The 12,545-nt window shown below is 70.1% G+C and carries 12 protein-coding genes and 3 pseudogenes; 5 read left to right on the plus strand and 10 right to left on the minus strand.

Going from position 1 to position 12,545, the window contains the following annotated elements:
• Positions 1-232: 232 nt before the first annotated feature.
• Positions 233-628, minus strand: coding sequence for a hypothetical protein (locus tag ACIBJB_RS07500; protein ID WP_398927488.1), 396 nt, complete (start codon positions 626-628; stop codon positions 233-235).
• Positions 629-986: 358 nt separating this feature from the next.
• Between ACIBJB_RS07500 and ACIBJB_RS07505 the strand changes: the two genes are divergently transcribed.
• Positions 987-1,181, plus strand: coding sequence for a DUF2795 domain-containing protein (locus ACIBJB_RS07505; protein WP_398927490.1), 195 nt, complete (start codon positions 987-989; stop codon positions 1,179-1,181).
• Between the two features lie 174 nt (positions 1,182-1,355).
• Here the strand turns inward: ACIBJB_RS07505 and ACIBJB_RS07510 are convergent.
• Positions 1,356-1,515, minus strand: a pseudogene (locus tag ACIBJB_RS07510) (RNA-guided endonuclease TnpB family protein); the annotation flags it as partial.
• 105 nt (positions 1,516-1,620) lie between these two features.
• Between ACIBJB_RS07510 and ACIBJB_RS07515 the strand changes: the two are divergent.
• Positions 1,621-1,887: pseudogene (locus tag ACIBJB_RS07515) on the plus strand (hypothetical protein); the annotation flags it as partial.
• On the opposite strand, the gene ACIBJB_RS07520 reads toward ACIBJB_RS07515, so the two are convergent.
• Positions 1,802-2,455, minus strand: a complete 654-nt coding sequence (locus tag ACIBJB_RS07520) for an NAD(P)-dependent oxidoreductase (protein ID WP_398927492.1) — start codon at positions 2,453-2,455, stop codon at positions 1,802-1,804. The pseudogene ACIBJB_RS07515 and the gene ACIBJB_RS07520 sit on opposite strands and share 86 nt — an antisense overlap.
• Positions 2,456-2,660: 205 nt before the next feature.
• Here ACIBJB_RS07520 and ACIBJB_RS07525 point away from each other — a divergent pair, with 205 nt between their 5' ends.
• Complete coding sequence (locus ACIBJB_RS07525) at positions 2,661-3,287, plus strand: TetR family transcriptional regulator (protein WP_398927494.1); 627 nt, start codon at positions 2,661-2,663, stop codon at positions 3,285-3,287.
• 659 nt (positions 3,288-3,946) lie between these two features.
• Here the strand turns inward: ACIBJB_RS07525 and ACIBJB_RS07530 are convergent.
• Positions 3,947-4,327 (minus strand): VOC family protein, encoded by a 381-nt coding sequence (locus ACIBJB_RS07530; RefSeq protein ID WP_398927496.1) that lies wholly within the window; start codon positions 4,325-4,327, stop codon positions 3,947-3,949.
• Between the two features lie 648 nt (positions 4,328-4,975).
• On the minus strand, positions 4,976-5,974 hold the full coding sequence (locus ACIBJB_RS07535) for an NADP-dependent oxidoreductase (protein WP_398928412.1): 999 nt from the start codon (positions 5,972-5,974) through the stop codon (positions 4,976-4,978).
• A gap of 122 nt (positions 5,975-6,096) precedes the next feature.
• Between ACIBJB_RS07535 and ACIBJB_RS07540 the strand changes: the two genes are divergently transcribed.
• Positions 6,097-6,972, plus strand: a complete 876-nt coding sequence (locus ACIBJB_RS07540) for a LysR family transcriptional regulator (protein WP_398927498.1) — start codon at positions 6,097-6,099, stop codon at positions 6,970-6,972.
• A gap of 109 nt (positions 6,973-7,081) precedes the next feature.
• On the plus strand, positions 7,082-7,597 hold the full coding sequence (locus tag ACIBJB_RS07545) for a DinB family protein (RefSeq protein ID WP_398927500.1): 516 nt from the start codon (positions 7,082-7,084) through the stop codon (positions 7,595-7,597).
• A gap of 15 nt (positions 7,598-7,612) precedes the next feature.
• Here the strand turns inward: ACIBJB_RS07545 and ACIBJB_RS07550 are convergent.
• The 5 genes and pseudogenes from ACIBJB_RS07550 to ACIBJB_RS07570 form a co-directional block, all read right to left on the minus strand.
• A pseudogene (locus tag ACIBJB_RS07550) lies at positions 7,613-7,735 on the minus strand (IS5/IS1182 family transposase); the annotation flags it as partial.
• Positions 7,736-7,914: 179 nt separating this feature from the next.
• Complete coding sequence (locus ACIBJB_RS07555) at positions 7,915-8,811, minus strand: hypothetical protein (RefSeq protein WP_398927502.1); 897 nt, start codon at positions 8,809-8,811, stop codon at positions 7,915-7,917.
• Between the two features lie 323 nt (positions 8,812-9,134).
• Positions 9,135-10,337 carry a PP2C family protein-serine/threonine phosphatase gene (locus tag ACIBJB_RS07560; protein ID WP_398928414.1) on the minus strand — a complete coding sequence of 401 codons (1,203 nt, stop codon included), beginning with the start codon at positions 10,335-10,337 and terminating at the stop codon, positions 9,135-9,137.
• Positions 10,338-10,573: 236 nt separating this feature from the next.
• Positions 10,574-10,870, minus strand: a complete 297-nt coding sequence (locus ACIBJB_RS07565; protein WP_398927504.1) for a hypothetical protein — start codon at positions 10,868-10,870, stop codon at positions 10,574-10,576.
• A 182-nt stretch (positions 10,871-11,052) separates the two neighbouring features.
• Positions 11,053-12,330 (minus strand): hypothetical protein, encoded by a 1,278-nt coding sequence (locus ACIBJB_RS07570; RefSeq protein ID WP_398927506.1) that lies wholly within the window; start codon positions 12,328-12,330, stop codon positions 11,053-11,055.
• Positions 12,331-12,545 lie beyond the last annotated feature (215 nt).

Here is a 12,545-nt window from a genome sequence, read left to right on the forward strand (position 1 = left end):
TGGGTCTTGCCTACCTCGATGGCGGCCCAGATCTCAGCCATGTGGTGCCTGCGTGCGGTGGTTTCTGGCGGCTTCCCCGGGACGCCCCGCTGCGACTCCCTACTGACCGATCATCCGCAATTCCTCATCGGCAGCCGGGCCGTCGTGGGGAGCGAGCGGCCGATCGGTCAAAGCCACCAACGGCAGAGCGCCGAAAAACGGTAGAGAACGCTTCAGTTGGCGGGTGAGCGCTTCATGGGGCGGAGCGATCGCGGAAAATCAGCCAGCGCCAGCGCCGACGCTCCGTGACGAGGGCGGCGGCGGCCAGCAGGGTCACAGAGAACGCCGCCCAGGCGGGCCAGGCCAGCCATGAGGAGACCACGGCCGCAGCAAGCTGGAGCAACACCAGCAAGATCGTGGTCCAGCCCGGCACCGCGATGATCACGCCGGCCTTGTCCCCCGGAGTGGAGAAGAGCGTCGGAAGGCCGATCAGGGCCACCACGGACAGGGCGGCGAGCAGCCAGGAATGGCCGGCCAGGGCCCAAGGGGTGGCCACCCACGCGACGAGTTCCGTCGCAAAGCGCAGGGCAGACGCGGCGCGGTCGTCCGGCCGTCCCGAAGTTGTTTCCCCAGCAGCGGTGTTGGTCACCTGCGGACGATCTCACGGTGCCCGGCCCGCTGTCATGGGTTGTGCCCCGCCTCCTCGCCCGGCTGAGCGCCTGCTCAGGGCAGCCGGCCAAAGCGGGCAGTGCCCAAAAGGTTTGTCGAGCGGCAAGAGGCGATCAGACAGGATGACCGACACGTCCTGGCACAGATCTTTGCCGGGTCGGCCCCGACGGAGGTACAGCCATCGGCCTGTAAGCCACGTCAGAAGGCGCGCCGCTCGCCACGACGGGACGGGGCGCCGCGAGCAGACCCGTCGTCCTTTGCCAACGGTTCATGACCTGGCCGTCGGGTACCCGGTGCTCGCGGGTTCCGCCGCGCCAACCAGGACAGGAGGCAGCGCGATGGCAGCAAACAGCCCTATCGATGTACAGAAGGCCCTGAAAGGCGCCGACTACCCCGCCAGCCGCGACGATCTCGTCTCGCTGGCCAAGAGCAACGGCGCGGACGACAACATCATCGACAAACTCTCGAATACTCAGACACAACGGTTCGACGGCCCGAACGACGTGCAGAAGGCGATCTTCGGCACCGATTAGGGCGGGTGCTGTCCGCCTCATGCGCGGGACAGCCCGTCCGACGGGTTCCGTCCGTCGTCACAGATCCCGCGCGGCCCGGCGCAGCTGCCCGGCAGTGAGTTCGTCGCTGGCACTGGGCCGGCGCGCTGGCCGCGCTTCACCTCCTCTCGGCTGAAGTCGGGAGATTCCCGCCTGCCTCGCGGCAGCCGGCTTGACGCCCTTTGCGCGCGTAAACGACTGCCCTCCCGGCAGTCGGGATGAGCGCGAGGTCCATCCGGTACAGGTGCGAGACGTTGCGGGCAGCGTTGCCCGACCAACCGCAGTCCGGGTTCTTGCACACGAACATGGCGTTTGACGATGTATGAGATTCCTTGCCAGGTTTGGGTGGATTTCTCTGGTGAGACGGCGTGCCATCAGGGCGATCATCGCGAGGTAGTTCATGGCGGTGGAGCGGGCCGGGAGGGACGCCTCCGGCTTCGTCGTCCTGTCCCGCCGCTGGGTGGTCGAGAGGTCGCTCGCCTGGATGATGCACGCCAGCCGCCACGCAAGGGATTACGAACGGCTCATCCAGCACTCCGAGACGCTGATCACCTGGGCCGCCATCACCCTCATGACCAGGCGCCTCGCACGCGTGGGGCGTGTCAGCCTCGTGTGTTCCAGACGAGCGGTGCCTTGTGGATCCATGTGCCCTGCTCGACGGTGTCCTGGAGGAAGTCGGCGCGGCTGATGCGCGTGCCCGGTTTGTCGGTGCCTGCCTCGGCGGCCCGCAGCGGAGCGCCGGCCGGCTTGTTGGAGAGAGTGACGGGTCTGGCGAGGGTCCAGTCGTTGTCGGAGGCGCAGATGATCTGGTCGACGCCGTGGTGGTCGTCGTAGGCGGCCTTGAGGGTGGACCGTTGGATCAGGGCTCTGAGCACCGGGTTGATCCGGGCCCAGTCGTCTCCGGCGCCCTGGGTGGACGTCACGACGATCCGGCGGATGTTCTGCTCGCCCATCACGGTGAGGGTGTCGCGGGTGGCGTCGGTCATGAACATGGGCGGGCTGAGGGGTTTGGCCCAGGGGTTCTCGGAGGCGCGGGAGTTGTTGAGTGCGCTGATGATCGCCTCGCTGCCCTGGGCTGCCTTGCGGAGGTCGTCGATGTCGGCGGGCGTGCCCTGGACGAGCTCGACGCCGGCCGGGGCTTGGACGGCTTCGGGATTGCGCACCAGCGTGCGGACGCGATGACCGCGCGCGGCGGCCCGCGCCAGGACATGCATCCCGAGGCGGCCGCTGCCGCCGAGGACGAGCAGGTCGGTCATGGATGTCTCATAAGGGAAGGGACTGGTGTCCGCCCGGTTCCTGGCGGTTGGGTCACGAGCTGTACGGGCGGAAGCGGCGCCAGGCCACCAGGGCGGCCAGGATCAGCAGGTCGCCCCCTGCCGCGTTTCTCAAGCTGCCATTTACGGCACAGTGAGTAAGGTTAGGCCTGCTAAGACAACTTCAGCGCAAGGTAGCGTCGGGGTCGTGGTGGACTTGAACCCGGCGCCGACGGCCAACATCGCGGAGCGCAAGCGTCAGCTCGTACGCAACGAACTGGCCGAGGCCGCGGTGACGTTGCTGGCCGACCAGGGATTCGAGGAGACGACGGTCGACCAGATCGTGGCCGCCGTGGGGATGTCACGCCGCACGTTCTCCCGCTACTTCCAGTCCAAGGAAGACGTCGTCGTACACATGCTCGCGGGAGCCGGCGCGCAGATGTGCGCCGAACTGCGCGCCCGCCCCGACGACGAGCCACCCGCCCCGGCGCTGCGCCACGCACTGTCCGTGTTCACCTCCCTGTGCGACGCCGATCCGGACAAGCCGCTGCACGTGAGCAGGCTGATCCTGAACACACCGGCCCTGCTGGCCCGGTTCCTGGAGCGGCAGGCGCAGTGCCAGGCCGAGATGGCCGGCATCCTCGCCCGACGCGCCGGAGCGGATCCCGACGCCGACCTGCGCCCCGCCCTCGCCGCCGGCGTCGCCCTCACCGCGTTCCACACCGCACTGTGCCGCTGGGTGGACAGCGACGGCGCCAAGGCCATGACCGAGCTGGTCGACCAGGCCTTCGCCATGATCACCCCGGCGCTCGACCTCAGCACAGACCCGAACTGAACCTGCCCCCGGCCCGGCAGACAGCGATCCCACTGCCCAGGCCGAGCACCTCCAGCCACCGCACCCGCACCCCGACGCGCCGGCGCTCCGAACGGACTCCGGACCGATGTCGGAGTGCGGAGGCTGAGAAACACGCACCAACTTCGATCACGGCACGGCTCTGCCGGCCGATGGCCGTACGGTGTTCGACAAGCCGCTGCCCAACGGCGAGCCGCAGATGAGAGAGCTGGTCACACGCCTGGGCCGCCGGGGACAAGTCCTGGCCGTTGGTCGGACCAGCCCGCGTCCGTGGGGACCTTGGCCGTGGCCGTGGCCCGCGCCAGCAGATGCGAGGTGGCCTGATCCTGGTCTGATCCCCCGGTAAGGACGGACCCGGCCTATCCACGCGCCGTCCGACCAATGGAACTCACGAAGCTGCTAATAACCGGCCCTGTTCCTCGCCTGGTTCGCCGCGCTGAGCAGTCCCGAATCGCGGGCCTACTGCGACGAGAAACGGGAGGAAAACAACCGCCACGGCGCGGCTCTCATCCGCCTCACCCGCCGCCGCGTGGACGTCCTGCACGCCATGCTCGAGCACCGCATCCTCTACCCACCCGGGCACCAACACACAGCTTGCCGCACCCCGCACCTTGGCCGAGCAGACACTCGCGGCATCGTCGTCATGGCCAGACGTTGGCCTGTGATCGGAAAGTGTCCGGTTCGCTCTCCACGGGCAGTACGCACACCAAATGACCGCCAGGCACTCGCAGCACTCGGCATTCCTGCCACTGCGCAACCTGCTGTGCCCCCAGAGCGATCAAGCGCGTGGTCTCTGCCTCGATGTCGTCGGTCTCGATGTCCAGGTGGATGCGAGGTGCGTCGTCGACCGCTTGGACTGCCATGATCAGCCCCGGCAGGGCCTCGTGGAGTGTGGTGAACTCCGGTGCCGGCGGAAATGGTCGGGCGGTAACACCGAGAGCTGCCGACCAGAAGTCCGCTGCCTTGGCAGCCTCAGCGACGGGTGCGTCGATCAGAACGGCGTATACGCGGCTTCTATGCATGACAGCTCTTCCTGACCAGCTGGGAGATCGTACCTTGATCATTAACCGTCACGGTCAGGAAAGCCAGCCTCCGTGGCTCAGGCGCAGCTGCCGGAGGACACCGCGGCATCACCCCCGAGGCACCCAGACGGGGGGCGCGAGCCGCGGCCGCGGAAGCCACTGCGACCATCGCGTCAGCGGCGCGCTGTTCCCCGTCGACAACAGCTGGTCGGCCGTCCGACCCAGCCACCCATGGCCCACGAGGTCGCTCCCGAGGGGCGAGCGAATCCTCGTGCGGGCGCGCACGCGCGGCACAGGACGCGGGGTGCACATCCCGCTGGGGCACGGTCCGGACGCGTGCGCGGCCCTCACGAGCCGACGGCGGCCGATGCCCCGGCGGAGTGCCGCACATCGGAGTTGCGGATGCCGCGGCTGGAGGCCTTCGGCCTGGGGAGCGGGATCGCTGCCTGCCGGCCCGCGGGCAGGTTCAGTTCGGGTCCGCGCTGCGGTCAAGTACCGGGGTGATCATCGCGAAAGCCTGGTCGACCAGCTCGCCCATGGCCTTGGCGCCGTCGCTGTCCCCCAGCAGCGCAGCCCGGTCTGGAACGCAGTGAGGGCGGCGCCGACGGCAAGGGCGGGGCGCCGCCACGGCCTGCTGGAGTTAGGTGATCACGAGACCACCGTCAGTACGATCTTGCCTTGGATGTGACCCTGCGCGGCTCGGGCGTGTGCGCTGCCCGCCTCGGCGAGGGGGTAGGTGCTGTCCACCCCGACCTGGAGCTTTCCCTCGTCGAACAAGCGCCGGATCTCGGCGAGCTGGGGGCCGTTGGAACGCACCTGGATGTTCGAGACCGTGATGCCCAGACTCGCCGTCTCCTCCGGGTCGTACTGGGCGAAGAACACCGGAAGCATGGTGCCGCCGCGCTTGAGCACGGTCAGGAAGCGTGAGCTGTCCGGGCCACCGACGGTGTCGATCACCAGGTCGACGCCACCGACGACGTCTGTGGCCTGCGTCGTGGTGTAGTCGATGAACTCATCGGCGCCGAGCTTGCGCAGGAACTGCTCGTGCCGGCCCGAGGCCACCGCGATCACGTGTGCCCCCTTCCATTTCGCCAGCTGCACCGCGAAGTGGCCCACTCCACCAGCGGCCCCATTGACCAGCACGGTCATCCCTGGCGTGATCGGCACCGGCTGGTGCACCTGGCCGGTGAAAGGAGACGGCACGTCGTGGCCGAGGTCGACCAGGTACTGCCAGGCCGTCAGTACGGCCATCGGCGCCCCAGCCGCCTCCACGTGGTCGATACCGGCCGGCTTGTGAGCCAGGTCCGACGCCGGCGCGGCCACGTACTCGGCGTACGTACGGCCGTCGAAGCCGGGGAACCGCAGCATGCCGAAGACCTCGTCGCCGACGGCGAAACCCAGCACGTCCGGAGCGACCGCCTGGACCACACCCGACATGTCCGTTCCAGGGATCAGAGGGAACTCCAGCGCCGGCCTCATCTCGGCCGGCATGACCTTCATCCCCTCACGCAGGTACCAGTCCGGCGGGTTGATGCCCGCCGCGTGCACCCGGACGAGCACCTCGCCCGGGCCGATCTCGGGAACCGGCACCTCGTTGTACTGCAGAACTTCCGGCCCGCCGGCTTCGTGGAACTGGATCGCCTTCATCACGCCTGTCGCTTTCTTGGGGAAACCTTGCTCCTTCAGTCAAGGCCCAGGACGGCATGGCCGTCCAAGACCTGTTCGGCAACCCGATCATTCCGAAACGGCATGACGCGTACCCTGGAAGGGTGAACGATCTCGGACAGGACCTGGAACTGCGGCTGGTGCGCTACTTCACCGTGGTGGCGGCGCATCAGCACTTCGGCCGGGCCGCCGCCGACCTGCATGTGGCCCAGCCGGCGCTGAGCCGCCAGATCCAACGGCTCGAGAAGTATCTCGGCGCACGACTGATGGACCGCGTGCCCCAGGGCACCCGGCTCACTCCGGCCGGCGAGAGGTTCCTCCCCCGAGCTCAAGCCCTGCTGCAGGTCGCCCGCCAGGCCGAGCTGGCCGCGCGTGAACAAGCCGAGACCGAACGAATCACCGTCGGCTACGTGGAAGACCTGGTGATCACTGGCGCCGTACGGGAACTGCGCCGCCGTTACCCGGACGCCGAGATCGCCACCCGGTACCTGAGCTGCCGCGACGTCGGGGCGCTGTCCGACAAGCGCGTCGACGCCCTGATCGCGCGGGCCCCGCTGCCGCTCGCCGCCGACGACGTGTTCACCACCCCGCTGTACGAGGAGCCCCGGATGCTCGCGGTCCCGCGCGGCCATCCCTTGGCCGACCGCGCGTCGGTGACCGCGGAGGAACTGGCCGGCGAGGAGGCGGCGCCGTGCGCGTTCGAGACGGCGGACTGGGCTTCCTACCGGATCCTCGGGGCCGGCGTGCCGCCGGTCGAGAGCTACGAGGACAAGCTCGAACTCGTCGCGAGTGGCAGGGCGATCGCCGTGCTGCCGGTCGGCGATCGGCGTAGCTCACTGCGTCCCGACCTCGTCACCGTCCCGATCGAGGGCGCTCCCCCCAGCCAGGTCGTCCTCGTCAGCCGCAAGGGCGACCCGAATCCGATGATCCGGAATCTCCGGCTGGCGGCCAAGACCGTCCTGACCGCCCCGGCAGCCTGACCGTGGCCAGCCGACCCGCTGGGCGCTGAACTGCACCAAGCGGTGCTCTTGACGGTGCGTTCGATCAATTGGGTCGACACCCGTTCCGAGCCGCGGGAAACTCCTGGCGATGACTCAACGAACCGACACGCCTCCTGCGTGGGACGAGCGTGCGCAGCTGGTCACCTTCCTGGACTACGCCCGTGACACCGCGCGCGCAAAGTGTGAGGACGTGTCCGCCGAAGACGCCCGCAAGGCCCCGCTCCCGAGTTCGCCGCTGATGACGTTGTGCGGGTTGATCAGCCATCTGCGTTGGGTCGAGTACTACTGGTTCCACGTGATGTTTCTGGGCGAGGAGCTCGCGGGGCCGCTCACCGAGGCCACCGACGATGATCCCGACCCTGAGATGCGGACAGCGGTGGACATCCCGTTGCCCCGGCTTCTCGCCGAGTACGCGGAGCAGAGCGCCCGCTACCGTCGCCTGGTGTCCGAACACGACCTGGACTCGCCGGCCAAGCGCCCCATCAGCGACGGCCGCCATGTCGACCTCCGGTGGGTGATCCTCCACCTCATTGAGGAGACGTCCCGCCACAACGGCCACCTCGACGTCGTGCGTGAGCTCGTCGACGGGAGGACCGGCGCCTAAGACCTGTCGTGCAGGTCAGGAGCGGAGCCACCGTCGGACCGCTGCCACGGTGACCGTGCCGTGGCAGACGTAGGCCCGCTTGTCGAACCGCGTGGCCACGGCACGGAAGTTCTTCAGGGCATTGATGGTCCGCTGAACAGCCCCTGCTTCTGCCGGTCGGCGGATCAGGCGACGCCACCGACAGTGATGTCGACGCGGTGCGACTGCACGCCCGCGGGAGGGACTCGTTGTACTTCCCGGTCCAGGAGTCGTGAATGGCCCGCAGGGCGCCGAGGTGGCGTTCCCGGACGAGTTTCTCCAGCTGCTTGATGTGCCGGCTACATGGCGCCTCTGGTCATGCGGCGTACCTGCTGCGTGGTCTCGTGTGCCGTCCGCTCGGCCTGTGCGACGGCGTCGGCAGCGGACCGGCTGTGTTTCTCGGCTTCCTGCTGTTCGTTCTCGGCCTGCCGGTACTCCTCGCGCGCCTGCTGGATCTGCTCCTCGATGGCGGACATCCGTCGGCGAGCCTGTTCGGTGCGCTCGCGCGCCCGCTGCAGCTCGGTGTCGACGTCCGCCTGCCGTGTGCGCTCTTCACGCAGGCGCTGCTCGGCCGCCTCGGCTGCCTCCCGCGCCCGGGCCAGCTGCTCCTGACGGGCGCGGCGCCGCTCGGCGAGTTCGTCCTTGGACGCCCGTCCCGCAGACGCTGACGGGGGCGGGGACGCCGGGCGACTGCGGGTGCCCGGCTTCCCGGCCGCGGGTGCGCTGTCCGGGCGGAATTCGGATGGCGGGGTGAGAGCGTTGACCAGGCGGCCGCCCGCCCACTGGTCGGCTGCGTCCGGATCTGCGAGTACGGCGCGCAGGGTCGCTTCGAGGTCCTGCTGGACCGGTTGCGAGAGCCGGTGCCCGGCATCGCGGGCGAGCTGGGCGGCCTGCCGGGACAGGGCGGATTCGACGCGGCGGCGCTGCGCGGAGAGATCTTTGAGTCCGCCGGCGTCCAGGGCGTGGTAGGCCTCGCGTAGTGCCTGACCCAGTTCCAGGAACTGTCTGCTCTCCTCCGGCTGGGAGCGCAGCAGGAGGTTGGCCGCCCAGGCCGCGAGAGTGGGGCGGCGGGCGGCATGGATGCGGCGGGCATCGTCCGCCCGGCCGGCTGTTTTCGCGGCGGCGGCCAGCGTCTCCCGTCGGGCGACGAAGTCGGACGGCGGCGTGGTGTAGAGCTCGTCGAGGACGGCTTCCACGTCGTGACCTTCCTCGCCCCGGCGGCTCTTGCGCGCGTTCAGTGGCCCCGCACCTCCGGGCTGCCCCCATGCCGCTCGTTCCGTCCCGCCTCTACGACATCCCTCTCGTGTCTGATCACGCGGCGCTTAGACATGGCAACAGCCTCACGCGCGCCGCGCCGCCTCGCATCCCGGCTGGGCCCTTCGCATGTGGCGAGGTTCTGTTCGCGATGGACGGTGAATCCGTGATCGCCACGGCGGGTTCGGTAGGCAAATCCCAGGTGTTACTGGCCGTTTCAGTGGAGGGGTTCGCCGCCTGTGGCGTGCAGGTGGCGGCGCGCGGGTCACAGGCGGAGGACGATCAGGGCGATATCGTCGCGGGCGCCGCTGCTGACGCCGAGGTGCGCGAGCAGAGCGTCGGCGAGACGTTCGGGGCTGTGGCGGGCATGGCGGGCGAGTGCGTCGGTGAGGCGTTGCAGGCCGGCATCGATGTCCTCGCCGCGGCGTTCGATGAGACCGTCGGTGTAGAGCACGAAGGTGTCGCCAGGGGTGTAGGGCAGGTCGGCCTGGAGGCGGGGGACGGGTTCGAGGCGGGCCCCCAGCGGAGGGTCGGTGGCCTGGTCGAGAAGTTCGCAGGTGCCGTCCGGGTGGAGCAGGACGGGAGGCGGGTGGCCGGCGCTGCTGTACAGAATGCGGCGAGCGCGGGTGTCGATGACGGCTTGGACGACGGTGGTGGCCAGCGCACCCTCCACATAGCGGGCGTACAGGCCCAGGACGTCCAGGGCTCTCGCGGGCCCTTCGACGGCCCGGACGACGGCGGACAACGCACTGCGCAGCATGCCCATGACGGCGGCGGCCTCCAGGCCGTGGCCGACGACGTCGCCGACCGCGACGGCGAATCTGTCCTCGGGCAGGTCGACCACCTCGTACCAGTCGCCGCACACGTTCAGTGACCCGGCGGCGGGCAGGTAGCGCACCGCGGTGTCCCGGTGCCGGGCCAGGTGGGGCGAGTGGAGCATGGCCTCCTGCAAGGTGACGGCGACCTGGCGTTCCCGGGCATGGGCTTGGCGCAGTTGCTCGTTCAGCCGGTGGAGTTCGCGTGCCCGCGCGTACAGCTCGACCTCCATCGCCTCCACGTCGCTGAGCGCCCCGCCTCCTCGCCGACGAGGGTGGGAGAGGATGAACGAGGTCACGTCCTCCCCCCGGTGGAGGATCCACTCCACCTGCCCGTCCGCCCCGAGCACCGGTGTGTTGATCGCGGACCACCACCGCTCCTCGAACTCGCCGGGCCGGTCGGCCACGGGGATGTCGTACTTCATCGGCGCCATCGTGTCCGGCTCCTTGGAGCGCAGGACCCAGTGCAGGGAAGCATGCAGATTCCGCACCCCGTCAGCATCCGGGTCCGCCGGATTCTCGGGGAAGGCATCGAAGAGGTACCGCCCGAGCAGATCCTCCCGAGTACGGCCGGTTCCCCGGCAGGCCGCCTCATTGACGTCGACGAGCACCAGATCCGGGCCCAGCACCATGCAGGGGCTGGGGGTGACCATGAACAGCGCCTGGTAGTCGATCCCCGGCCTCGCCACACGGTGTGGCCGGGCACCCTCAGCAGGGCTGGTCTCGTCCGTCACCCTTACGTTCTACCGTCCGTCGGCGCCCTCGGCACCTGGGCGGATCGCCTGTCCTCTCCTTGCGCCGCGCCTCTTCGGCCCTTCCTCATGGGGCACGCACCGTGGTGGGGCCCGCCGCGGGTCCAGCCGGCTCCGCGTGCAGCAGTCCGTCCCGCTCAGGGCGTGTCGCCGGAGTAGTAGAAACGGCAGCTCACTCCCGGGCCGGGTGTGCGGGGTTCGCCGGGGTGGGGGTCGTACAGGGCGCGGCCGCCGGGCCACCGCGAGAGCTCGGTGGCCAAGGCAACGCCGTCGTCGACTTCTTCGGTCCGCCAGCCGTGGATGTCCAGCAGCAGGCCGTCCAGCGGGCCGCCGATCAGTTCGGCATACGTCCGGGTCGGGAGCGGGCCGGGGTTGGGGGCGTCGTGGTCAGCGCCGTAGACGCGGCCGTTCAGCAGCTGCTCGTCTCCGTTCATCCGACCAGCTTTCCAGCCGCTACTGACAACGGGGGTGTGGAGGCGGCAATGGGCCCGGTCTGGGTGGTGGCCGAACCCGTGACGATGTGGTGCGGGGCTACCGGGTCTGGATGACACCGTGGTCGATGCGTCCCTGAATGCAAGGCGGCAAGTCGTCCTACGACGGCAACAGCGTTGTGGCGTCAGCCGCGCGCCTTGAGTGCCGTGGGGATGCGGTCCAGCACGGGGAACGGGAGCAGACCGTAGTGGTAGAAGTCCACGGCGTCCGCCCCTCCGGGACCGGTGGCCGCCGCCGTCTTCTCCGCGAGCGCGTCGGCGGACGCGGTGTCCGGCGCGCCGGGGCGCAGTACGGTCCGCAGGCCGCAGGTGTCCGGGAGGACGGCCCGGTAGGCGGCGGTGTCGGCCTCGACACGGGCCGGGTCGCGGGCGTAGGCGAGGATGGCGTACTCGGCGGCGACGGCTCCGACCGCCGCGGGGTCGACGCCGATCCGCCAGGCCTCTTCGGCCGCGAGCGGGCCGGTCGGCATGCCGTCCGCGTAGCCCTTGACCGCGCCGGTCAGGTCGAGGAAGACCAGACGGGAACCCTCGCTCGCCACCGCCTCGGCCACGGCGGCGGCGAGTGAGGTGACGGTGTCGCAGCGAGCACGCACATACGCGGCGACCGACTCCCCGGCCACATCCGCGAGTTCCCCGGGGACGAGCGCGCCCGGCAGCGGGTCGGCGCCGTCGAGCAGCCGGCCGACGATCCGCGTGGCCTCGGCTCGGGCCGCCGCGGAGTCCACTCCCGCGGCGTCGGCGCGCTCGACGCAGGACGGGCAGAAACACAGGCCGAGCAGGAACTCCTCCACCGGGCCGAGCGGCACGAAGCTGCGCTCGTGGTGGTAGCCGTGGCCGAAGGAGCCGAAGTGCAGTGACTCGGACACCACCGCGTCCACTCCCTGCCGGGCCACGGAACGGGCCAGCGCGACGGCGTACGCCCGCACGTCCGGGTTGGCCGGGCACAGGTCGGCCGGGGCGGCCCGGTCACCGAAGCAGTTCTCCTGGGTGACGTCGGGGTGGGCGAGGCCCAGCGTGGTGTTGTGCAGGAAGACGGTCCAGCCGTGCAGGGCGGCGCCGCGTTCCGCCGTACGGAGGCGCAGTTCGCGCAGTGGCTCCCGCTCGGCGCCGGGCTGCACCGGCGGCGTCAGGCGCACGCCGCCGAAGAGGTCGGCCGGCGGCGGGAAATGGGCGCCGTCCTGCCGCAGGGTGACCCGGGCGGGGCCGTGCGGGGTGACGTCACGGGCGCGGTGGTAGGCGGCGGCGACGGTCAGGGTGTCGCAACCGTACGTCCCCAGGACCCGGTCCAGGACGGCGTCCACACCCTCCGCCCGGAGGTCTTCGACAAAGGCGTAGACGGAGGACGTGGACGGGACGGCCGGGGGTGCCGTACGCGCCGGGAACGGTTCTGGGCTCGCTTGCATGGGGATCCTGTCGACTTCCGGGAGGTGGGGAGGGGCTGGGTGGGCGGTCCGGTGGGCCGTCGGCCGAGTGGGCGGTCCGCCCGAGCGGCGGACGGTCCGGTGGGCCGTCGGCCGGGTGGGCGGTCGGAAGAGCGGCGGTCGGCCCGAGCAGGGATCGGCCGGTGGATGGTCAGCCCGGGCGGCAGTCGTCCGGTGGGTGGTCGGCCCAGGCGGCG

The organism is Streptomyces sp. NPDC050759, assembly GCF_044456945.1.
GTDB lineage: Bacteria > Actinomycetota > Actinomycetes > Streptomycetales > Streptomycetaceae > Streptomyces.

Coding starts and splice junctions, on each gene's coding strand:
- ACIBJB_RS07530 (WP_398927496.1), bottom strand. CDS start 4,327: ATGCATAGAAGCCGCGTATACGCCGTTCTGATCGACGCACCCGTCGCT.
- ACIBJB_RS07560 (WP_398928414.1), bottom strand. CDS start 10,337: ATGGTCACCCCCAGCCCCTGCATGGTGCTGGGCCCGGATCTGGTGCTC.
- ACIBJB_RS07570 (WP_398927506.1), bottom strand. CDS start 12,330: ATGCAAGCGAGCCCAGAACCGTTCCCGGCGCGTACGGCACCCCCGGCC.
- ACIBJB_RS07520 (WP_398927492.1), bottom strand. CDS start 2,455: ATGACCGACCTGCTCGTCCTCGGCGGCAGCGGCCGCCTCGGGATGCAT.
- ACIBJB_RS07505 (WP_398927490.1), top strand. CDS start 987: ATGGCAGCAAACAGCCCTATCGATGTACAGAAGGCCCTGAAAGGCGCC.
- ACIBJB_RS07535 (WP_398928412.1), bottom strand. CDS start 5,974: ATGAAGGCGATCCAGTTCCACGAAGCCGGCGGGCCGGAAGTTCTGCAG.
- ACIBJB_RS07565 (WP_398927504.1), bottom strand. CDS start 10,870: ATGAACGGAGACGAGCAGCTGCTGAACGGCCGCGTCTACGGCGCTGAC.
- ACIBJB_RS07545 (WP_398927500.1), top strand. CDS start 7,082: ATGACTCAACGAACCGACACGCCTCCTGCGTGGGACGAGCGTGCGCAG.